This window comes from Streptomyces sp. NPDC050147, assembly GCF_040660195.1.
Classification (GTDB): Bacteria; Actinomycetota; Actinomycetes; order Streptomycetales; family Streptomycetaceae; genus Streptomyces.
This window is the reverse complement of sequence record NZ_JBFALJ010000028.1, coordinates 1-19362: the sequence shown is the minus strand read 5'-3', so window position 1 is coordinate 19362 and position 19362 is coordinate 1. Positions and strand designations below refer to the sequence as shown.

Here is a 19362-nt window from a genome sequence, read left to right as displayed (position 1 = left end):
CGAAGGCCGATAGGAACGACAGTGCGCCGATAGGAACAGCAGTGAGGAAGGCGGTTCGCTCCTCTCCAGTGCGGTGCCCCAGCCGCGGTGCGGCGCCATACTTGCCGGGCGCCAAGAGCACTGCTCGACGGAGGATCGATGGCACACACCTACGGCATGTCTTTCCTGAAACTGCTGCTCCACGACACCGACATCGACGCCTTCGACGACGTGCTGGCACAGGCCCGCGCCGCGGGGGAGCCTACCGACCGGCTCGACGTGCTGGAAGAGGAGCGAGCGATCGCGCTGCGTCTGCGGGAAAGGCTTCTGCGCCACCGCCGCAACGAGGCGGAACTCCAGCTGCTCAATGACACCGCGAACGACCTGGCTTCGCTGCGGGGCCTGGACCCCATCCTCCAGGCGATCGCCGACCGGGCACGGCGGCTGCTGGACTGCGACCTCGCCTACATCAGCCTCAGCGACCGTGGCCGTGGCGACAGTTACATCAAAGCGGCGGCCGGCAACATCTCCGGCCTGCTGCGCGAACTGCGGCTGCCCGTGGGTACCGGCGTCGGCGGGATCGTCGCGCGGACCGGGGCACCTTACGCGGTTGCCGCCTACCTCACCGATGGCTCCTTCACCCACACCGCCGAGATCGACAAGACCGTCGCCGCGGAGCGGATCGAGTCCCTACTGGGGGTGCCGGTCAAACTCAACCAGGAGGTGATCGGCGTCCTGCTGGCCGCACACCGCAGTCAGCAGGAGTTCAGCAGCCGGGACATCAGTGTTCTGATGATGCTCGGCTCGCACGCGGCTGTGGCCATCGAGAACAGCCGTTTGCTGAGCGCCGCCCAGCAGGCGGTGTCAGAACTGCGGGTCGCCAACGACACGATCAGCTCCCACATGGCGGACCTGGAACGCACCGCGGAGGTTCATGAACGGCTCACCCGCCTGGTCATCCAGGGCAACGGCGTCGATGAAGTCGTACAGGCGACCGCGACGGCAGTGGCCGGCACGGTGGTCGTCCTCGACGAGGAGGGCAACATCGTGGCCCAGTCCTGCGGTCAGGACGCGGTGCCGGCCGACGAACTCGGCCGGCTCAGCGACGCCGCCTGGCAGGCCGGGCACACCGTGATCCGGGCGACTCGGTGCGCCGTTCCCCTGATCACCGAGTCCGAGCCCCTGGGAACCATCGTCCTGAGCGCCACCGCGCAGGTCGACGCCACCGACCGGCGCATCCTGGAGAGGGCCGCACTGGTGGCCTCCCTCGTGCTCGTCACCCGCAGACGCATGGCGGAGGCCGAGGCCCGCGTGCGCGGAGAACTGCTTGGCGACCTCTTGGCCGCGCACAGCAAGGACTACGACCTCTTGCGGCACCGTGCCGCCCTGCTCGGCGTCGACCTCGCCGCCTGTCGTACCGCGGTGGTGGCCCAGGTCGACGACGAACCACGCGAGCGGGTCTACGCAGCCGCCGCGGCCTTCGCCCGGCGCTCCCACGGTCTGGCGACCTTCCAGCGCAACACCGTCATCCTGCTGCTGCCAGGTGATGACCGTCAGGACCCGGCACGCCGCGCCGTCGACGAACTCGCCCGGATCTCACGCCACCCCGTCACCGCCGGGACCGCGCAAGCCACGGACATCACCCACATCGGCGCCGCCTTCCGTGAGGCGGACAACTGTCTGCACGCCCTGGTCGCCCTCGGCAGAACCGGCGAGATCGCCGACACCCGCGGACTCGGATTCGTCGGAGCCCTCTTCAGCGGCGAGCCGGCCACCGCCGCCTTCATCGACTCTGTCATCGGCCCGCTCATCGAGTACGACCGCACCCACCACTCCGACCTGGTGCACACACTCGACACGTACTGCCGCACCGGCCAGCACGCCCGCAACACCGCACGTCTGCTGCACCTGCACGTGAACACCGTCAGCCAACGCCTGGGCCGGATGAGCCAACTCCTCGGCGCCGACTGGCGCGACCCGGAACGGCTCCTGGAGATCCAGGTCGCCCTGCGGCTGCTGAAAGTCAGCAAGCCTTAGGGCCCTTCTGACGGATCTCCGTGGGAGAAGGACCCTGACGCCGCCCCGCGCCCCCACCACATCTCGCAGGCCGCCCATGTGTGCGTCCAGCCCATACCGTCCCTGGCGGCACGCTTCGTAACCTTTGCGCCTCGCGACATGAGGCACAAGCGACGGAGACGCCATGAAGAGAACCATCGCCGCAACAGGGCTGGCCTGCGCCCTGGTCAGCGGCACGCTCCTGCTTCCCGCACACGCCGCCCAGGGACCGACAGACTGTAGTGACCTGCGCGGCCTGCGGCTGCCCGCCTCAGTGATCGGGCTGCCCACCACGGGCGGCGAGGTGAGCGCGGCGAACACCATCACACCAACCAGCAGCGGAACTTCGGCGACCGGCACGTACTGCCGCGTCGACGCCGTCCTGCACCCCGTAGACCCACAGGCGCCCGACATCACCCTGCGCGTCGCCCTGCCCCAGCAGTGGAACAAGAAGACGATGATGTTCGGCGGCGGAGGCTACGACGGCACCATCCCCGACGTCACGGGCAACGTCCCCTTCGGCCCGACCGACCAGCCGCGCCCGCTCAGCCGCGGTTACGCCACCTACGCCGGCGACTCCGGCCACCAGGCGGCGCCGGACTTCAAACCGGTCACCTCCCTCGACGGCTCCTTCGGCGTCAACGACGAAGCCGTACGCAACTTCTCCGGCGACGCGCTGAAGAAGACCACGACGCCGCGCGTTACATCACCCGCACGCGCTACGGCGCGGCCCCCGACCACAGTTACTTCGCCGGCGGCTCCAGCGGCGGGCGCGAAGCACTCGCCGTCGCCCAGCGTTGGCCCACCGACTTCGACGGCGTCATCGCCGCCTACCCCGCCTGGAACGCCGCCAGCCTCAACCTGTTCTTCGGCCACGAAGCCCAGATACTCTCCCGCCCCGGGGCCTTCCTCAACCCAGCCGAGCAGGAGCTGCTGTACCGCGGCGTCATCCGGTCCTGCGACGGTGACGACGGGCTGCGCGACGGCGTCATCTCCGACGAGTCGGGCTGCCGCTTCCAGCCCCGCACCCTGCGCTGCCCGCGCGGCAAGGACACCGCGGACACGTGCCTGTCGGATCACCAGATCCACGCCGTCGAGGCGCTCTCCTCTCCGCTGCGATGGAAACACCGCCTGGCCAGCGGCGAGACCGGCTACCCAGGTTTCCCCTTCCTCTCCGGCGCCGACATGAGCACCCCACTGCTGGGGATGGGTTCCCGCGCACCGGGCCACCCGATGCCGAAGGACAGCGGCTACGGCGTCCAGTTCTGGGACCAATGGGTGCGGTACTTCGTCACCCGCAACCCGGCCCACGATTCGCTGGCCGTCGACCCCCGCGATCCCGGCGCTTGGCAGCCACGCATCAGCCGCCTCTCCGCCCTGCAGGACGTCAACGACCCCGACCTGCGCCGCTTCGCCCAGGCAGGCGGAAAACTCCTCGTCCTGCACGGCACCGCCGACGAACTCGTCAGCCACCGCTCCACCGTCGAGTACTTCCAGCGCGTCCAAAAGCACATGGGCCCACAGGCCACCCGCGCCTTCGCCCGGCTCTATCTCGTTCCCGGCGCCAACCACGCCAACGTCGACGCGTCCTTCGCGGCGAGCTACGACTCTCTCAGTGCCCTGGAAAGCTGGGCAGAAGACGGCAACGCGCCCGCACGGCCTGTTGTCACCGACGCCGGCCCCACCCAAAGCGCCCGCACTCGGCCGCTGTGCGCCTATCCCTCCTGGCCGAAGTTCCGCGGCCACGGCGATCCGGACTCCGCACACAGCTTCACCTGCCACAGCACCCGGCCACGGAGCTGATCCGACCGGTGCGCCCTGTGCGCCCAGCCTCAGCGCCCAGCGCTCAGCAACACAGCGCGCCGCACGGAGGCCACGCCATGAGGCCACGCACAGGGACCACGCACGGAGGCCATGAAAAGAGGCCGCGCACGGCCCGGTATGGCTGCGGCGAGGACATCCCCGCAGGATCAGTGGCCGTTCCGCACATAACGGATGACGGGCCGAGGATCCCACTCTGGTGCAAGACCGCGAACAACTTCAGCCACCGTCCCGAAAGTGGTGCATCACATGCCGTCCCCGGCCCCAGCACAACCCCAGGCCCCCAGAGACCTGAAGAAGATCGTGGCCGCCAGCCTCATCGGCACCACCATCGAGTGGTACGACTTCTTCCTCTACGGCGCCGCCGCCGCCCTCGTGTTCAACAAACTCTTCTTCCCCGATTCCGATCCACTGGTCGGCACGCTCCTGTCATTCCTGACCTACGCCGTCGGCTTCGCCGCCCGCCCCATCGGTGCCCTCGTCTTCGGCCACTTCGGCGACCGGCTGGGACGCAAGAAACTCCTCGTCTACAGCCTGCTGTTGATGGGCGGCGCGACCTTCCTGATCGGTCTGATCCCCACCCACGCCACCATCGGCTCGGCCGCTCCCGTCCTGCTCACCGCACTGCGCCTGGTACAGGGCTTCGCCCTGGGCGGCGAGTGGGGCGGCGCGGTTCTGCTGGTGGCGGAGCACGGAGATGCCAGACGGCGCGGCTTCTGGGCCTCGTGGCCGCAGACCGGAGCACCGGCCGGGCAACTGCTGGCCACCGGCGTCCTCGCCACGCTGACGGCAACACTGTCCGACGCATCGTTCAACTCCTGGGGGTGGCGGGTGCCGTTCCTGCTCTCCGGCCTGCTGGTGCTCGTCGGACTGTGGATCCGGCTCTCCGTCGACGAATCGCCCGTGTTCAAGGCCGCCCTGGCAGCGGCCGAACGCCGCAAGAGCGAACAGGCCGTCAGCGAAAGGCCGCCCGTACTCGCCGTCCTGCGCGACCACTGGCGCGATGTCCTCATCGCCATGGGCACCCGCATGGCGGAGAACATTTCCTACTACGTCGTCACCGCCTTCATCCTCGTGTACGCGACCGAGCACGCCGACACGAGCAAACAGACCGCACTCAATGCCGTCCTGATCGCATCCGCCGTTCACTTCGTGACCATCCCCCTGTGGGGCGCCCTCTCCGACAGGATCGGACGCCGCCCCGTCTACCTCATCGGCGCCCTCGGCATGGGGATCTGGATCTACCCGTTCTTCACCCTGGTCGACCGGCAGTCCTTCGGGGCAATGATCACAGCCGTCACCGTGGCCCTGCTCTTCCACGGCGCCATGTACGCCCCACAGGCGGCCTTCTTCTCCGAAATGTTCGCCACTCGCATGCGCTACTCCGGAGCATCGATCGGCGCCCAGTTCTCCTCCGTGGCCGCCGGAGCCCCGGCTCCGCTCATCGCCACCGCCCTGCTCGCCCAGTACGACAGCGCCGCACCCGTCGCCCTCTACGTCATGGCAGCCGTCCTGCTCACCGTCATCGCCCTCGGCTGCGCCGAGGAGACCCGTCACCGCGATCTCTCGGACATCGAAGCCGGCGAAACCGATGCGGAGTCAGTCGGTGACCAGCCGGTTCGCACGGCCTGAAACACCTGCTTCGGCCCGCCCTCGGCAGAGCCGGGCCACAGGCGGACGCCCGGCGGCATTGCCGTTGAGCCGGCCGACCACGGCCTCGGACGCCCCCGCGGTGGTCGGCCGCCGAAGTCCGACAAGGCTGTGCCCCGTGGGTTTTGCCGTCGGCCTCAGGCTGTCGGTTTCGGCACGGCGCAGGCGTCGGCGATAGCCCGCGTGTCCCAGTAGAACGGACGGACCTCGGTGATCCGACCGTCCTTGACTGTGATCGCCTGCAGAATCGGGAAGCTGAGTTCACGGCCGGTCGCGCGAGCGCGAGCACGGACCTGTGTGAGCACGACCGCGGTCTCACCGGTGGCAAGGAACTCCTGCTCCACCATGTCGAACGACTCCCACACCTCTCCCATCATGAGGAAGAACTGCGTCATGCCCTTGTGCCCACGCCAAATGCCTCCATAGGGCAGAGCATCTGCTTGGTGCAGCTCGACATCCGGCGCAAAGAAGGGAGCGAGCAGGTCGAACGAAGCCTCGCCAGGGCCTCCCGCCGCCAGGTACTCCGCCTCAGCCGCATACATGGCGGTGAGAACTGTTGCTGATTCTGTAGTGGATGGCATCGTCATGCCGCCAGCATGAGCACAGCAGCAGGACGATGCTGGCGGCAATCAGACATCGTTGTGCCGCGTGGTCGGCACCCGTCGCGGTCAGCTGTGCGAGCCGATACGGCCGCGTACGGCGTGCATGCTGGTCATGGCTGCAGCCATCCAGAAGCAAGCCCCAGCCGCGGCGACTTGAGCCGGTGCGTGAAGGAGTAGCGCCGGAACACACACAACGGCAAAGACGACGACACCGCAGGCTATGGATGTGGTGTCACGCCATGCAGGGGTTGCAGGTCTGCCTACGAAGAGCAGGACCCCGATGGACAGGAGCACCATCAGGGCTCCGCTGTAGATGAGCCACGTGCTGCTCAAAGCCATTCTCCGCTCGAGTTGTTGGTTTCTGGTCTCTCCTCGCAGTATCCGCGCCCGAGACCAACCCAGCGTTGTAGGGGCGAGGGGTGCCAGTCGGGCCTTGCGGTCAAGATCAATTGTCGGCGACTGCCCCGGTCACGCCGCAATCGCGTCCTCACCGGCCAGGAACGGACCCAACAGCGCGAGCAGGGCGTTCGGTCGGTGCAGTGGAATGATGTGGCCGCAGTCTTCGATGACGTGTCCGGTGAGGTCGTCGGTGACGGGGCGGAGTTGGCGTTCCAGTGCGGCGCCGACAGGTTGGGCGCCCAAAGCCATTGTCGGCACCGTCAGGCGGGTGGTGGTGACGGCCTGCGAGATCTGCAGTGAGCTTTCGGGCAGGGCCCGGTAGTACGAGAACGCGCGGCTCAACGCGCGGCTGCCCGTGTACGCGTGGACAAAGGCGTCCCGGATGGCAGGGGCCACGCCGTCGCCAAGCGTGCCGGCGTGCAGGAACCAGTCGATGTAGGCGGCCTCGTGGCCTTCCAGTACGGTCTCGGCGAGGCCGGGCGCGGCGGTATGGAAGCCGAACCACCACGGCGGCCCGTCGGCGAGGAAGTCCTCGGCGCCGGGTAGCCCGCCCAGCACGGACTCCATGACGACCAGGCGTCGGACGAGACCGGGGTGGCGCAGGGCGAGGAGGAAGGCCGATGGGGTACTCGCGTCGATACCCACTACTGCGGCAGAATCCACGCCGAGCTCGGTGAGGAGCGCTGCGGCGTCCTCGGCGAGGGTGCCGGCGTCATGCCCGGAGGCGGCCGGGCTACTCGCGCCGAATCCGCGCAGATCCGGCGCGATGACGCGGTAGCGGTCGGACAGGTCGGCCATGATGTCCGTCCATAGCTCCCATGTGTGCGGAAAGCCGTGCAACAGGAGGACGGCCGGGCCGGATCCGGCGAGGGCTACGTTGAGTTCGACACCGTTGACAGGAATGCGTCGCAGTTCGGGCATGGAGGGGGCGCTCCAGGGGTGGTGAGGAATGGTGACAGGGTCACGCTAGGGAACTAGCCTGGTCCCTCCAAGACGGCACTTTCCCCTCAGGTGGTGAGCCCCGGGTGACCACGTCCATGGCCGACGAACCCAGTCGGCGGTCCGGTGAGCGCGGCGATCTGCTGGACCCGAACTGCCCGACCCGCCAGTTGCTCGACCGTATCGGCACCAAGTGGACGTCGATGGTGGTCAAGGTGCTGGCCGAGACGGACCCCGGCGAGCTCCGGTTCGCGGAACTTCGGCGTCGCGTTCCGGGCATCTCGCAGAAGATGCTGTCTGTCACGCTGCAGAGCCTGGTCCGTGATGGCCTGGTCGCGCGCCGCGTGGAACCCACAGTGCCGCCCGCCGTCCACTATCGCCTCACCGAGCTCGGCCTGTCCCTCGAAATCCCGCTCTCCGCCCTGCGGGTCTGGGCCGAGACACACATGCCGGAGATCGACCGCAGTAACCGGCTCGCCGAGGCCCGACAGGCTTGACAGGCTCGACAGGAAGAGCGACGGTCAACAGCCACTCGTTGATGGCGGCAACGGGGACGGTCGCCTCATAGCGGACCGCCAACCAGCCATGGCGCTTGGCGACCGCGCGGTGCCTGTTGAGGCGATTGATCCCGCACTCGACCGCGTGGCGCCCGCGGTAGTCGGCCGGGTCGAAGCGCGGCGGTCGGCCGCGGCCATCGGCGCATCATCATGCTCACCGGCCCCGACCATTGGTTCTGCCGGGCCGGGGCGGCGGGCTACCGTGTCGCTCAGCCGAGGTTCTTGGCGGCGAAGTCCCAGTTCATGACGTGCCTGAACGCGTCGACGTACTTCGCTCGCAGGATGCGGTAGTCGATGTAGTAGGCGTGTTCCCACACGTCGATGACGAGCAGGGGTGTCGTGTCGGTGGTGAGCGCGGTGGCGGCGTCGCTGGTGGAGACGATGTCGAGAGAGACGTCGCTCTTCTTGACCAACCACGCCCAGCCCGAGTCGAAGAGCGCGGTTGCCTGGCCAAGTCCGGAAGCTGGAACATGAAGTGATCCTTCGTTCGCGGAAGCGCTCGCGCCCATCAGGCTGCGGGTAGTCACCCGTGGCCGACGACGTCGCGACATGACACGGAGTCACCAGCGTTACGGGCCAGGAAATGTGCCACAGGTCGTCATCACCACGCCCTGGTTTCGCGATGGGCCCCGGTAGTCTCTGGGTTCCGCGCTGCCCGCGGGCTTCCCCGCCCAGCCGGGTCCGGCGCGAAATCCGCGGGCGGGCGCTAGTGTCGGCCTATGTCCAGTCCTGGAGACGTGCCGTCGGAGATACTGAACCGGTTGCGGTCGATCTGCCGAAAGCTGCCCGAGTCGTACGAGGGGCCAGCCTGGATCGGCGTGCGCTGGCGGATCCGTACGCGGACGTTTTGCCATGTCTACACGCCGGACGTGGATCGCTACCCGGTCTACGCCTCGTATGTGGCCGCAGATCAGGAACCGGTCGTGATGACTTTTCGGGTACCCGTCGACGATGTGCTCGGCCTGACTGCCGGTGGCTTCCCGTTTCTCCGTGCCGGATGGGGTCACAACGTCGTCGCAGTCGTTCTCGGTGACCACACCGACTGGACCGAGCTGGCTGAACTGATCACCGACAGCTACCGCGAGATGGCTCCGAAGTTCCTCGCAGCCCGGGTCCCGCTCCCGCCACCGATCAGCTGACCGGCGGCAGGCGCCGTCCCCCTCCACACCACTGCGTGTGGCGGGGACCGGTTCGCGACGCCATCGACCCCCAGGGCACACACCGAACGCCGCTCCTTCACCCACGGAGATCCTCCAGAAGGGCCCTAACTCCGGCTGTCCGCGAATGCCCTCTGCGCAAGTAGTCGCATGGCGGCGATCAACCCGCCCAAAGCGCCCAGGATCGCGGCGAGTTGGGCCAGGGGGAGATCAGTAAGCCAGGCCAGCAGGAGGGCGGTTACCGAGAAAGACAGATGGGCCGCCGTGAGCCACGTTCCGCGCCGATCCCTGGGGAAAACGATGGGCAGCACCGTCCACACAAGGAACAGCACGAGGTAGGCGATCGGAATCAGAATCAGAATCATGCGTCCCCCCGCGGTACCTGGCTCCCCGCGATGGTAGGACCAACTCGTCGGTGCCGGAGCGACTATTACGGTCTGCGCCACGTCGGAAGTTGAACCGCGACCCATGCCCCGCGGGGTGTGCTCCTCCTGCCTGGCGGCCGGCAACAAGCCGATGTCTGCGGATGACGACCAAGGCGTCCTCGTCCACTCCACCCACGAGCTCGCCGACGAACCTGACGCATATGACCCGCACTTGGGCGTCGACTTCACTCCGATCCACCGCGGCGGGGCCCGTCGGCCGGCGGATTTGGCCAGCCGCGTGAGTCGGCCAAGGGCCGGATCCTGAGCTGTCCAGGAGCGTGTCGGCGAACACCTCACGGAGCCTGGCGCCGCGCTGGGGCTGGTCCCGGGGATCAGGCTGAGATCACAGCAACCTGCCGACCAGCCCGTCGACGTAGTCCGGGGTGAGTGGGCCCATGCCGAACAGGACGCGGATATACATCGGGGCCAGGATGTGGTCCAGCACGTCGAGCGCGTCGGGTGCGTGCTCGCCGCGTTCGCGGGAGCGATCCAGCATGGTCCGCAGTTGCCGGATGCGTTCGTCGCGGAGATCGTCACCCGCCTGCGAGCCCTGCTGACCGTTGCTCGACAGGGTGACGGCCAGGCGCACCACCGCCAGGCCGTCGGGTCCGGTGATCTCGCGGGCCACATTGGCCGCGTAAGTGCGCAGGTCGCCGGCCAGGCTTCCAGTGTCGGGCATCGGCGACTTCGTGTTGAGGCGGGTGAGCGCCACGTCGGTGAGCAGAGTTTCCAGGCTGCCCCAACGGCGGTAGATGCTGCTGTCGGCTACGCCCGCGCGGGCTGCGACCTCGCCGACGGTGAAGTTCCCGTAACCGCGCTCGCTGATCAGGTCGGTGACGGCCTGGTGCACCTCCGCGCCGACGCGGGCGCTGCGCCCGCCGGGCCGCCGGGCTCGCTGTTGCTCGTTCATATCCCTCACCTTAACGCAGTCACGACTTGCGTTTGTGGAACAGCCTCCTTACAGTCACCTAACGCAGTCGCCGACTGCGTTAGAGCGCTCAGGTCTACCACCGGCCGCGGCCGGGCGGAACTGCCGATCGAGAGGAAACCCCATCACTGCATCGCATGCGGCCCTAGGCAGCCGATCGAACCGGGCCCTGCTGCTCACGGTGACCTGCCTAGGCCAATTCATGGTCCTGCTCGACAACACGATCGTCGGAGCGGCGCTGCCCGATATGCAGCACCGGCTGCACACTCAACTGACCGGTCTGCAGTGGATCGTCGACGCGTACGTACTGCTGGTCGCCATGCTGCTGCTGTCCGGCGGCATCTTCGCCGACCGGTTCGGGCGCAAGCGGGTGTACCTGACCGGCGTGGCGGTGTTCACCGCCGCGTCAGTGCTGTGCAGCCTCGCGCCCTCGGTCGGCTGGCTGGTCGCCGGCCGGGTTCTGCAGGGCATCGGGGCCGCGGCGCTGAGCCCTGCTTCGCTCGCCCTGCTCGTCGCGGCCTATCCCGTACCGCAAGAACGAGTCAAGGCGATCGGATTGTGGGCCGGATTCAGCGGAATCGGTCTGGCCGCAGGCCCCGTGGCCGGCGGCGTACTGACCGATGCCTTCGGCTGGCCCGCCATCTTCCTGGTCAATCTGCCCATCGGCGTGATCCTTCTGATGCTCGGTCTGCGCAGCCTCGAGGAGGCCCGCAATCCGAGCGCCCCCGCGATCGATATCCCGGGGACGGTGCTGTCCGTTCTGGGGGTGGGGGCGCTGACCTACGGGCTGATCGAGGGTGGTGTCCGCGGCTGGACGTCGCCGGTGATTCTGGGCAGCTTCACCGCCGCGGTGATCCTTCTCGCCGCCTTCGTCGCCGTCGAAGCGCGCCGTTCCGCTCCGATGCTGCCGCTGCGGCTGTTCCGGCAGCGCCTGTTCACCGTGTCCAACACCGCCATGGTCGTGGTGGGGTTCGCGCTCATGGGTTCGTCGTTCTTCTTCTCCCAGTTCTTCGTGTACGTCCAGGGCAGCTCGATCCTGCGCGCCGGCCTGCAGACCCTGCCGCTGTCCCTCGCCATGGTGATCGTCAGCCCGTACGCGGGCCGGCTCGCGGCCCGGTACGGCTTCCGCATCGTGGTCACCACCGGCCTGGCCCTGGCGGGCCTGGGACTGCTGGCGCTCGGCATGGTGCACGCCGACACCGGCTACGGGAACGTGTGGTGGCGGCTGGGAGTCATCGGCATCGGTTTCGCCCTGGCCATGTCCCCACTGACGGGAGCCGCCATCCAGGCAGTCAGCCCGCAGGAAGGCGGCCTCGCATCAGGCATCAGCAGCACCACCCGGCAGATCGGCGCGGTGCTCGGCGTGGCGGTGCTCGGAGCCATCGTCCGCTCCCGGCAATCCGGCGGTGCCTCCTTCGAGACCGGCCTCAACAGCGCCTTCCTCACTGTCGGCGCCGTCACTTTGGCCACCGCCGTGTTCACCGGCCTGTGGCTGGCGAGTTCCAAGCCCGCGGAAGGCCCCGCGGCGCCGCAACGCTCCACCGATCCAGGTACGGTCACCACCTCGAACGAGGCATCCACGAACAGCCGTTGACGGCGACACGGACCTTGGCCGGGAGGCGGTCCGGTCGGATGATGATCCCGGCGGGACGCGTCCCGGCCAACAGGATGGTGCTCGCTCCGACGTGCTCCAGGACAACGACCCGGGCCAACCTCCAAGTCGCTGGAGGTGAGACGGGGTTCCCCCGATGCCTCCTGGCATGACCCAGGCTGAGGAGGCCGGTGTCGGTGTTGCTCGGGTCAGCAAGTCAGGGGGTCAGGACGGTCTTGCCGGCCAGCTCTCCGGCGGCAGCCGGGGCGCGGACCGCGGCCTGGTCGGCACGCAGCCGCTCGGCCAGGGCTCCGCCCTCGGCCCGGGCGGCGAGCTCGGCGATCCGGGCGAACCGCCCGGCGGCGCGAGCGTGGACTGTAGGCAGGTCGGCCAGTGGCAGCCGCTGGGCCACCTCGATCGCCAGATCTCCGGCGTCGACGCGGGCGACCAGTTCGGCGAGCTGAGTGACGTCGCTACGCCCGAACACGTGCACCGTGCGCACCCCGCGCCCGACATCCTGCGGGCCGGGAGTGGTGACGCTGACGAAGGCCCCGCCGTCGGTGACCAGGTCCACCAGCTGCGCGTTCTCCTCGGCGCTTGCGGGAGCCAACTGAAGCACCACGTCGAAGTGCTGCCCGGCCAGCGCCCGCACAACGGGGGTCACGGCGTAGTCGACGACCCGGCCCGCGCCGTAGAAGCGCACACGGTCGCGGCTGCGCGCACCGGCGGTCGCGGTCACGGTGGCACCGGCCTGCGCGGCAAGCTGGACGGCGTACCCGCCCACTGCGCTGCCTGCGCCGTTGATCAGGATGTTCTGCCCGGTCGACCGCGCCCGGCCGGGCAGCAAGCACCACCTCGTCGTCGACGGCCAGGGCATCCCGCTCGCGGTATCGCTGACCGGCGGCAACCGCAACGACATCACCCAGCTGCTGCCTCTGCTCGACAAGATCCCGCCCGTCGCGGGCCGGGTCGGCAGGCCGCGTCGCCGCCCGGATGCTCTGCTGGCCGACCGGGGCTACGACCACGACATTTACCGCCGCCTGCTCTGGCAGCGCGGCATCCGGCCCGTGATCGCAAGACGGGGCGAGCCGCACGGCGCCGGCCTGGGCGTCTTCCGCTACGTCGTCGAGCGCACGATCGCCTGGCTCCACGGATTCCGCCGCCTGCGCATCCGCTGGGAGAGACGCGACGACATCCACGAAGCATTCCTTGGGCACGCCGTCTGCGTGATCACCCACCGCCACGTCCAACGGCTTTGTTAGGGACCGTAAGTCACCGCAGCATCGGACGCTGTGACAGGGTGTGAAGCAGATCACTTCAATGGGTTCGGTGGGAGCTGTGACCGTCATTGGCTCGCCAGAGTGAGCCAGGCCGCGGATTCGAGGGCGTCCCATCAGGATCTGGGCCCGAAGTCGCCTTTCGCTGTCGGGCCCTTACCTCGGAGGCGTAGGCGGGCGAGCAGGATGACTCGGTGGCGCAGGAGCGGGACACCGGCGCTGCCTGCGACCCGCTTCACGTCAGAAGCTGTCAACGAGCAACAGCGCGAGACTGAAGGCCCCAATGAAGGCCACGAAGGGTCTCTTCGTCTTGAAGCCGATGGCCAGGATGGCGAGGGCGAGCAGGCCCATAGGGTTGAGCTTCCCTTGGATGAGTCGCTCAAAGCTGATGACGAGGGCGAAGACTGCAAGGGCGATAAGCGGCATGGCGGTCCTCCTCCGAGTGGAAGGAACAGAAGGCGCGCCCCTGTCCGTGAACCAAAACGCTCTCAACAACCCTGAGTCACAGCCTAGTTGGACGGCAAGAGCTGAAGCGCCCAACATGTGTCGTCGCGCTGTGGTACGCGTTCCTCAGTTGGCCTCGTGAGGCAACATCGTCCCTGCGGTGGGCGAGTTGGTTCAGGAATCCGACTCGTCACTGCCCGGCTCACCACGCGGCCCGGACCGTACTGTGCTTCGTACGACAACCTCCTTGAGGGCCGCTCCGGCACGTCCTGTCAGGACGAGCCCGCGCGGGCGGTCATCGGCGTGGGTGAACTGGACGACAGCGTCGCGTCGGCCGAGACTGATGTTGGTGAAGGCGTAACCGATCCGAACGGGCGCGGGTTCCCGGCCCGTCAGCCGAGCTGCGATGACGTCGGCCACACCCCGGCCCATGGGCAGGGCTGCCTGGCAGGACATTCGGCTCGGCGCTCCGCCCACCGACACCCCCGCAGCCGCGTCGCCGACGGCGTACACCTCAGGGTGCGAGACCGAGCGCAGGGTGGCGTCGACGAGCATCCGGCCGCTCTCATCCGTCGCGAATCCCGCCGCACGCGCCAGCTCCGGCACCTGAAACCCGGTGGTCCACACGACGGCGTCAGCGGCGAAGGACGCGCCGTCGCGGGTGTCCAAGCCGTCCTCACGCACCGCCACGACAAGGGTCCTCGGATGAACCGAGACACCCAGCCGGTCGAGAGCGCGCCGCACGTGGGTCCGGGCGCGCGGCGCGAGCCCGGCCCCCACATCATCGGCACCGGTGAACAGCCGGACTCGCAACTCGGGGTAACTTTCGGCAAGTTCCGAAGCGGTTTCCAACCCCGTCAGCCCTGCGCCGACCACCGCGACAGTGCCGCCCGACGCAACCTCGGCAACTCTGTGCCGCAACCGTATTGCCTGCTCAGGATCGGCGACAGCGTACGCGTGCTCGACCGCCCCCGGAACATCGTCGAGCCGCGCCCGGCTGCCCACCGCGTACACCAGGGTGTCGTAGCCGATCACTCGGGGCACGGTGTCCATACACACGGTCCGGCCAGTGGCATCGATCGCGGTCACGCGCCCGACGACCAGCTGGACCGATGCGCCGCTGAGCTGTCGACGCAGCGACAGCGCCGCCAATTGCTGCCCGGCGGCCAGCTGATGGAGCCGGACCCGTTCGATGAACCGGTCCGAGGCGTTGACCAACGTAATGGTGACATCGCTGCGGCGCAGCTTGCGGGCGAGGCGCTTGGCCGCCAGCAGACCGGCGTAACCGGCGCCCACGACGACGAGGCGATGGCTCATGGCATGACTTCCTCTGTGACTACGGGCGCTTCGGCGCCACGTCGGACAATCGGTCGCCGCGCATCGGCGTCAGGCCGCGGCTCTGGCCACGGCAACCGCCCAGGCGATGTACAGGACGTTCACCACCAGGCGAGCCACCGCACCGAACGGCCGCTCCAGCAACCGGGGTCGGTCCGGGCGTGCGCGGCGCAGCGCGTCCACGTGGGACACCAGGTAACAGGTGATGAGGCCAGCGGCGGCCCAGCCCCCGGCCCGTCTACCGCCCGGAAGCAGCACCAGCGCACCCACCATGATCTCCACCGCCCCACTGACGGCAACGAGGAGCCGCTCCCGGCGGAGCCATGCGGGTACCAGCAGGCGGAAGTAGTCGGGGGCCAGGAAATGCGCGATCCCCGTGACGACCAGGAACACCGCCAAGGCAACGGACGCGATAACGTGCATGGCACGATGATCCGTTCACCTCGTGCCTGGGCACTTGAACAAAACGATCGCCGCATCGTCTTCGCCTCCGGCCCCGAGGCGACGATGTTCGCCGAGACCCGCCCGTTCCGCGTCGCCCAACACCGGCTGCCCGCGTGGAAAGCCGTGCTGCCGATCGGCGGCCACGCCGAACTCCTCCAGCCGGGACAGCCCATGGTGACGGCGCCCGGGCTGATGGTTCCGCCTCAGCTGGCCCACACCTGTGCGGCGACCTCTCCCTACATCGCCCTGTTCATCGACTCCTGGCTGCTGCCCTACCGATCTGCGCCGATCCGGCTCGACGCAGGCGAAGTCCGCCGCTTGCTCGCCGCGCTCGGCACCACCGATTCCGACGGTGCCGGCACCTGCGCGGACCTGACCGCCGGATACAGCGAGCTACAGGCACTCACCGGGCGCCCCCGCCCACTTGATCCGAGAGTCGCCCACGCCATCCACCTGTGCACATCGCGCGATCCCGACATGCCCATCACCTCCATCGCCCACGAGGTCGGCCTGTCGTCCCCGCGGCTGCGCGCCCTTGTCCGAGAGGACGTTGGTATCGCGCTCGCCCGTTTGCGCCGTTGGGGCCGGCTTCGCACCGCCATCGCCGACCTCCCGGATTCGACCGCCGCCCTGGCCGCGGCCACCGCGGGCTTCGCGGACCAGGCCCACCTCATCCGTACGGCACAGGACTTCCTCGGGCGTACACCTGCGTCTTTGCGGCGCTGAACCGCTCTGGCGTCACCTCGTACACGTCGTAGCCGTAACGGTTGCCCTCGAATTTGGCCGGTCGGGTGGGTCAGGGCCGGTTGTACCGCACGCACTTGCTTGAAGACGTGTTCACATCCTCCATACAGACCTTGACGTATGCGGCCCCGCCGGGGGCATCCGCGGGGATTTGGCCGTTGAACCGATACGTCCCGTCACACTTGATGCCGGTGCTCAAGGTGCCGAGCTCCTTGCCGGAGGCACTGTAGGCGCCGAACCACGCCCTGTGGCAGCCGACGGCCCGGAGGGTTCCATCGGCCCCGACCGATCGGTTGTACCAAGTCAGGGTGCCACGGACGTAGCTGGCACCGACTGTCACGTCGAAAGAGGTGGTCGGATAGGCGGCGGCCTGCGCGCCGGCGGCGGGAGCGCTCAGCAAGGTGCCCGCGACGAGCATGGCGGAACCGAGGGCGGCGGCGAGATGAGTCTTCATGTGATCTCCAGGATGGGATGAGCCGGTTCGTTCCGCCCGCCCCTGGGCGTAGACAAGAGCGGGGGCCTGTCCGGACTCGCCTGCATCACCGGGCAGGCCCCGCACGGCATGGTCGCGGCCCTGGCCCCCACGGCTTTGGTTCGGACCTTCGTCCGGGCCCCTGCGGGTGCCGGGCGGGCGTCTGCGAGGCGGTGGGTCAGCGCCGCCTGAGGGGAGGAGTGCAGAGCAGGTCCACGAGACCGCCGTTGTCGAGGCAGACGCGTACGTGTGAGGCTCCTCCGACGACATTGGCCGGCACGGTGAAGCGGTAGCTCTTGGTGTTGCCGCATGCCGTGTCGGAAGCGGCGGAGCCGTTCGAGCCGATCATGTTGTCGTGGGAGTCGTAGGTGTACGCCCAGGTGCGCCGGCAGTAGGCCTCACCGGCTTGGCTCACCGACTTGTGCGTCCCTATCACCTCGACCGATCGGTTGGACCAGGTGACCGTGCCATTCGTCCACGTGTTCCCGACGGCGACGTGGAAGGGCGTGGGCAGGCCGTCGGCGGACTGTGCGTCGGCGGTGGTCTGCGCTCCGGCGGCGGGAGCGCCCAGCAAGGTGCCCGCGACGAACACGGCGGAACCGAGGGCGGCGGCGAGATGAGTCCTCATGCGATCTCCAGGTGGGGGTGAGCCGGTTGAGGCTTCACATCCTGGGCGGACCGGCCGCCTGTGGCCTACCTCTTAAGTCACGGCTTAAAGGGGGGGAGAGGGGGGGCGGAACGGCAGGCGGGGCGCCTCGCGCACCTGGCGCCAGTTTCCTTGTGGCATCCGGGCAGGGCGGCGCCGCCCCCACCCATCTGACGCCACGGCCCCCTCGGATCTCACGATTCCGTCAGGGCACCGGTCCCCAGCAGGGCCAGCCCGAGAGGGGTGATGAAATGCAGTACGGACCCGCCTCGGCGGCTGGTGGTGATGAGGTCCGTGTTCCGCAGTACGGTCGCGTGCTGACTGGCCGCTGCGGCCGTGACGTTGAGGCGGCGGGCCAGTTCGCTCGTCGTGCAGCCTTCCACTGTCACATGCAGGGCGGCGGCTCGCGTGCGGCCGAGCAAGGACTCCAGGTTCCGCACGTAGGAGCCGTCGTCTTCGGCCGGTTCGCTACCGGTTAGCGACCGGCGCAGAGCCGGCACGGTCAGTCGGGGTGGCTGGGCGGTATCGAGCGGGTCCCACAGAAAGCTCACCGGATGCTTCGAGAAGACCGTGGGCGTGATGACCAGCCCCCTTCCCTGGAGATGCACCTCGACTTTGCGCGGGTAGGGAGCTTCGAGCACCGGTGGACGCCAGCGGACCAGTGGTGCGCAGATCGAACGCAGCAGCAGGTCGATGCCTCCCTCCAGCATCAGGTTCGCGCAACGGGTGGTCAGGGCGACCAGGTCGGACCGGCCTCGATGCCAGTAGGGCTCCACGGTCAGCCGGTGGCAGGCGCGCACGGCCTCGGCGAGCTGTTGCCGCGCGTCACGGTCGCCCTCGGACACCTGTCTGGCCCATGGCAGGTGTCCGGGGTGGAAGTCGAGGCCCTCGAGCTCGCGTCGCAGCCGGGACACCGGGGCGTGCAGCAGGTTGTCCACGGCGTGGTCCACAGAGGGCGCGTCGCCCATCAGGGCCAGCAGATCGAGCCCGGGACCGCGCACCGGAACCAGGGAAGTCAGGGGACGCGTGTCCGTTCCCATCCGGCCCGCGACCTCCGACCGCCACGAGCGGAGGTGGGGAAACTCCCGGTGCTCCCTCAGCAGTTCCAGGCTGTAGTAGACCTCCGCTGCGACGCCGATCGTCGCGGCCACCCGGGTCCGGGTGAGATCTTCGGCCGTGAAGTGGATGCGTAACACCGACCGGCCCCCTGCCGTCGAAGTCGAGCGCGTGAGCGCGCACCCTCAGCATGCCCCAACTCGCCGTGCCCGACCCGGCGTTCAGGAGTAGGCGGCTCTGCCGCCGGGCCCGCCCGCGGCGCGGATCACGGTCTGCGGGCGGGCACACCGGTACCCCGCGGTGCGAGGTGGAGGAGGAGACCGGCCTTCTTCCGGCACCTGCAGTGCGTCCGGGCCGCCAGGTCGGCAGCAGCCGGTGTCGGATTCAGGCGCGCGGGGTCAGTCGCACGGTCACGATCTGGAACGGGCGCACAACGAGCGGGACGCCGTCGGCGATGACGGGCAGGTCGGGTCCGTCTGCCAGGGGACGTTCGAGCAGTCGGTCATTGTTGCGGTGGTCAACGGGAAGCCGGCGCGCAAGAGCGTCGACATCAAGAGCCCCCCCGGCCGGGCCGCCCCCGTGCCTGTCAGGCGGCGTTTCCCGGCGTGGGCAGGGCGGCAGCAGGGACCGAGAGGGCGGCCGTGTCCTGGGCGACCGCGGCCTTCGCCGGTACCCCGATTCCGAGCTTCTCGAGGATCTTCTTCTCGACCTCGTCGGCGACCTCGGGGTTGTCCTTGAGGAAGTTGCGGGCGTTCTCCTTGCCCTGGCCGAGCTGGTCGCCCTCGTACGTGTACCAGGCGCCCGCCTTGCGGACGAAGCCGTTCTCCACGCCCATGTCGAT

Annotated in this window: 18 protein-coding genes and 3 pseudogenes; 8 read left to right on the top strand and 13 right to left on the bottom strand. The window is 68.7% G+C overall.

Going from position 1 to position 19362, the window contains the following annotated elements:
* The first annotated feature begins 138 nt into the window (after nt 1–138).
* The 3 genes and pseudogenes from AB0I94_RS33550 to AB0I94_RS33540 all read left to right on the top strand — a co-directional run bounded on the left by AB0I94_RS33550 (nt 139) and on the right by AB0I94_RS33540 (nt 5487).
* On the top strand, nt 139–2016 hold the full coding sequence (locus AB0I94_RS33550) for a GAF domain-containing protein (RefSeq protein ID WP_363313504.1): 1878 nt from the start codon (nt 139–141) through the stop codon (nt 2014–2016).
* Nucleotides 2017–2179: 163 nt separating this feature from the next.
* Nucleotides 2180–3837: pseudogene (locus AB0I94_RS33545) on the top strand (tannase/feruloyl esterase family alpha/beta hydrolase).
* A gap of 267 nt (nt 3838–4104) precedes the next feature.
* Nucleotides 4105–5487 (top strand): MFS transporter, encoded by a 1383-nt coding sequence (locus AB0I94_RS33540; protein WP_363313502.1) that lies wholly within the window; start codon nt 4105–4107, stop codon nt 5485–5487.
* A gap of 155 nt (nt 5488–5642) precedes the next feature.
* On the opposite strand, the gene AB0I94_RS33535 is transcribed toward AB0I94_RS33540, so the two are convergent.
* Nucleotides 5643–6092 (bottom strand): nuclear transport factor 2 family protein, encoded by a 450-nt coding sequence (locus tag AB0I94_RS33535; protein ID WP_363313501.1) that lies wholly within the window; start codon nt 6090–6092, stop codon nt 5643–5645.
* 483 nt (nt 6093–6575) lie between these two features.
* Entirely contained in the window at nt 6576–7427 is an 852-nt protein-coding gene (locus AB0I94_RS33530; RefSeq protein WP_363313500.1) for an alpha/beta hydrolase, read from the bottom strand.
* 116 nt (nt 7428–7543) lie between these two features.
* Here AB0I94_RS33530 and AB0I94_RS33525 point away from each other — a divergent pair, with 116 nt between their 5' ends.
* Nucleotides 7544–7942 (top strand): helix-turn-helix domain-containing protein, encoded by a 399-nt coding sequence (locus tag AB0I94_RS33525; RefSeq protein WP_363313499.1) that lies wholly within the window; start codon nt 7544–7546, stop codon nt 7940–7942.
* Nucleotides 7943–8211: 269 nt separating this feature from the next.
* Here the strand turns inward: AB0I94_RS33525 and AB0I94_RS33520 are convergent, their stop codons facing one another.
* Nucleotides 8212–8511 carry a Fe-Mn family superoxide dismutase gene (locus AB0I94_RS33520; protein ID WP_363313498.1) on the bottom strand — a complete coding sequence of 100 codons (300 nt, stop codon included), beginning with the start codon at nt 8509–8511 and terminating at the stop codon, nt 8212–8214.
* 210 nt (nt 8512–8721) lie between these two features.
* Here AB0I94_RS33520 and AB0I94_RS33515 point away from each other — a divergent pair, with 210 nt between their 5' ends.
* On the top strand, nt 8722–9141 hold the full coding sequence (locus AB0I94_RS33515) for an MmcQ/YjbR family DNA-binding protein (protein ID WP_363313497.1): 420 nt from the start codon (nt 8722–8724) through the stop codon (nt 9139–9141).
* A gap of 125 nt (nt 9142–9266) precedes the next feature.
* On the opposite strand, the gene AB0I94_RS33510 is transcribed toward AB0I94_RS33515, so the two are convergent.
* Together AB0I94_RS33510 and AB0I94_RS33505 are read right to left on the bottom strand one after the other, a co-directional pair.
* A complete protein-coding gene (locus AB0I94_RS33510; protein ID WP_363313496.1) occupies nt 9267–9524 on the bottom strand; it encodes a hypothetical protein in 258 nt (85 codons plus the stop codon).
* A 403-nt stretch (nt 9525–9927) separates the two neighbouring features.
* The gene (locus AB0I94_RS33505) at nt 9928–10494 is read right to left on the bottom strand and encodes a TetR/AcrR family transcriptional regulator (protein ID WP_363313495.1); all 567 of its coding nucleotides are present in this window, start codon (nt 10492–10494) and stop codon (nt 9928–9930) included.
* Nucleotides 10495–10636: 142 nt separating this feature from the next.
* Here AB0I94_RS33505 and AB0I94_RS33500 point away from each other — a divergent pair, with 142 nt between their 5' ends.
* Nucleotides 10637–12106: an MFS transporter gene (locus AB0I94_RS33500; protein WP_363313600.1), complete on the top strand. Its 1470-nt coding sequence runs from the start codon at nt 10637–10639 to the stop codon at nt 12104–12106.
* Nucleotides 12107–12320: 214 nt separating this feature from the next.
* Here the strand turns inward: AB0I94_RS33500 and AB0I94_RS33495 are convergent, their stop codons facing one another.
* Nucleotides 12321–12980: a zinc-binding dehydrogenase gene (locus AB0I94_RS33495; RefSeq protein ID WP_363313494.1), complete on the bottom strand. Its 660-nt coding sequence runs from the start codon at nt 12978–12980 to the stop codon at nt 12321–12323.
* On the opposite strand from AB0I94_RS33495, the pseudogene AB0I94_RS33490 reads away from it, so the two are divergent.
* Nucleotides 12922–13365, top strand: a pseudogene (locus tag AB0I94_RS33490) (IS5 family transposase); the annotation flags it as partial. The gene AB0I94_RS33495 and the pseudogene AB0I94_RS33490 overlap by 59 nt on opposite strands.
* A 255-nt stretch (nt 13366–13620) precedes the next feature.
* Here AB0I94_RS33490 and AB0I94_RS33485 read toward each other — a convergent pair.
* The 3 genes from AB0I94_RS33485 to AB0I94_RS33475 all read right to left on the bottom strand — a co-directional run bounded on the left by AB0I94_RS33485 (nt 13621) and on the right by AB0I94_RS33475 (nt 15582).
* The gene (locus tag AB0I94_RS33485) at nt 13621–13806 is read right to left on the bottom strand and encodes a hypothetical protein (RefSeq protein ID WP_363313493.1); all 186 of its coding nucleotides are present in this window, start codon (nt 13804–13806) and stop codon (nt 13621–13623) included.
* Nucleotides 13807–13998: 192 nt separating this feature from the next.
* The gene (locus tag AB0I94_RS33480) at nt 13999–15141 is read right to left on the bottom strand and encodes an FAD-dependent oxidoreductase (RefSeq protein ID WP_363313492.1); all 1143 of its coding nucleotides are present in this window, start codon (nt 15139–15141) and stop codon (nt 13999–14001) included.
* A gap of 69 nt (nt 15142–15210) precedes the next feature.
* Complete coding sequence (locus AB0I94_RS33475; RefSeq protein ID WP_363313491.1) at nt 15211–15582, bottom strand: MauE/DoxX family redox-associated membrane protein; 372 nt, start codon at nt 15580–15582, stop codon at nt 15211–15213.
* A gap of 6 nt (nt 15583–15588) precedes the next feature.
* Between AB0I94_RS33475 and AB0I94_RS33470 the strand changes: the two genes are divergently transcribed.
* A complete protein-coding gene (locus AB0I94_RS33470; RefSeq protein WP_363313490.1) occupies nt 15589–16329 on the top strand; it encodes a helix-turn-helix domain-containing protein in 741 nt (246 codons plus the stop codon).
* 70 nt (nt 16330–16399) lie between these two features.
* On the opposite strand, the gene AB0I94_RS33465 is transcribed toward AB0I94_RS33470, so the two are convergent.
* The 4 genes and pseudogenes from AB0I94_RS33465 to AB0I94_RS33450 form a co-directional block, all read right to left on the bottom strand.
* The gene (locus AB0I94_RS33465; protein WP_363313489.1) at nt 16400–16801 is read right to left on the bottom strand and encodes a hypothetical protein; all 402 of its coding nucleotides are present in this window, start codon (nt 16799–16801) and stop codon (nt 16400–16402) included.
* A 196-nt stretch (nt 16802–16997) separates the two neighbouring features.
* Nucleotides 16998–17447: a hypothetical protein gene (locus tag AB0I94_RS33460; protein ID WP_363313488.1), complete on the bottom strand. Its 450-nt coding sequence runs from the start codon at nt 17445–17447 to the stop codon at nt 16998–17000.
* A 212-nt stretch (nt 17448–17659) separates the two neighbouring features.
* The gene (locus AB0I94_RS33455; protein WP_363313487.1) at nt 17660–18661 is read right to left on the bottom strand and encodes a winged helix-turn-helix domain-containing protein; all 1002 of its coding nucleotides are present in this window, start codon (nt 18659–18661) and stop codon (nt 17660–17662) included.
* 446 nt (nt 18662–19107) lie between these two features.
* Nucleotides 19108–19362, bottom strand: a pseudogene (locus tag AB0I94_RS33450) (DNA recombination/repair protein RecA); the annotation flags it as partial.

Coding starts and splice junctions, on each gene's coding strand:
- AB0I94_RS33550 (WP_363313504.1), top strand. CDS start 139: ATGGCACACACCTACGGCATGTCTTTCCTGAAACTGCTGCTCCACGAC.
- AB0I94_RS33540 (WP_363313502.1), top strand. CDS start 4,105: ATGCCGTCCCCGGCCCCAGCACAACCCCAGGCCCCCAGAGACCTGAAG.
- AB0I94_RS33535 (WP_363313501.1), bottom strand. CDS start 6,092: ATGACGATGCCATCCACTACAGAATCAGCAACAGTTCTCACCGCCATG.
- AB0I94_RS33530 (WP_363313500.1), bottom strand. CDS start 7,427: ATGCCCGAACTGCGACGCATTCCTGTCAACGGTGTCGAACTCAACGTA.
- AB0I94_RS33525 (WP_363313499.1), top strand. CDS start 7,544: ATGGCCGACGAACCCAGTCGGCGGTCCGGTGAGCGCGGCGATCTGCTG.
- AB0I94_RS33520 (WP_363313498.1), bottom strand. CDS start 8,511: ATGGGCGCGAGCGCTTCCGCGAACGAAGGATCACTTCATGTTCCAGCT.
- AB0I94_RS33515 (WP_363313497.1), top strand. CDS start 8,722: ATGTCCAGTCCTGGAGACGTGCCGTCGGAGATACTGAACCGGTTGCGG.
- AB0I94_RS33510 (WP_363313496.1), bottom strand. CDS start 9,524: ATGATTCTGATTCTGATTCCGATCGCCTACCTCGTGCTGTTCCTTGTG.
- AB0I94_RS33505 (WP_363313495.1), bottom strand. CDS start 10,494: ATGAACGAGCAACAGCGAGCCCGGCGGCCCGGCGGGCGCAGCGCCCGC.
- AB0I94_RS33495 (WP_363313494.1), bottom strand. CDS start 12,980: ATGCCCTGGCCGTCGACGACGAGGTGGTGCTTGCTGCCCGGCCGGGCG.
- AB0I94_RS33485 (WP_363313493.1), bottom strand. CDS start 13,806: ATGCCGCTTATCGCCCTTGCAGTCTTCGCCCTCGTCATCAGCTTTGAG.
- AB0I94_RS33480 (WP_363313492.1), bottom strand. CDS start 15,141: ATGAGCCATCGCCTCGTCGTCGTGGGCGCCGGTTACGCCGGTCTGCTG.
- AB0I94_RS33475 (WP_363313491.1), bottom strand. CDS start 15,582: ATGCACGTTATCGCGTCCGTTGCCTTGGCGGTGTTCCTGGTCGTCACG.
- AB0I94_RS33470 (WP_363313490.1), top strand. CDS start 15,589: ATGATCCGTTCACCTCGTGCCTGGGCACTTGAACAAAACGATCGCCGC.
- AB0I94_RS33465 (WP_363313489.1), bottom strand. CDS start 16,801: ATGAAGACTCATCTCGCCGCCGCCCTCGGTTCCGCCATGCTCGTCGCG.
- AB0I94_RS33460 (WP_363313488.1), bottom strand. CDS start 17,447: ATGAGGACTCATCTCGCCGCCGCCCTCGGTTCCGCCGTGTTCGTCGCG.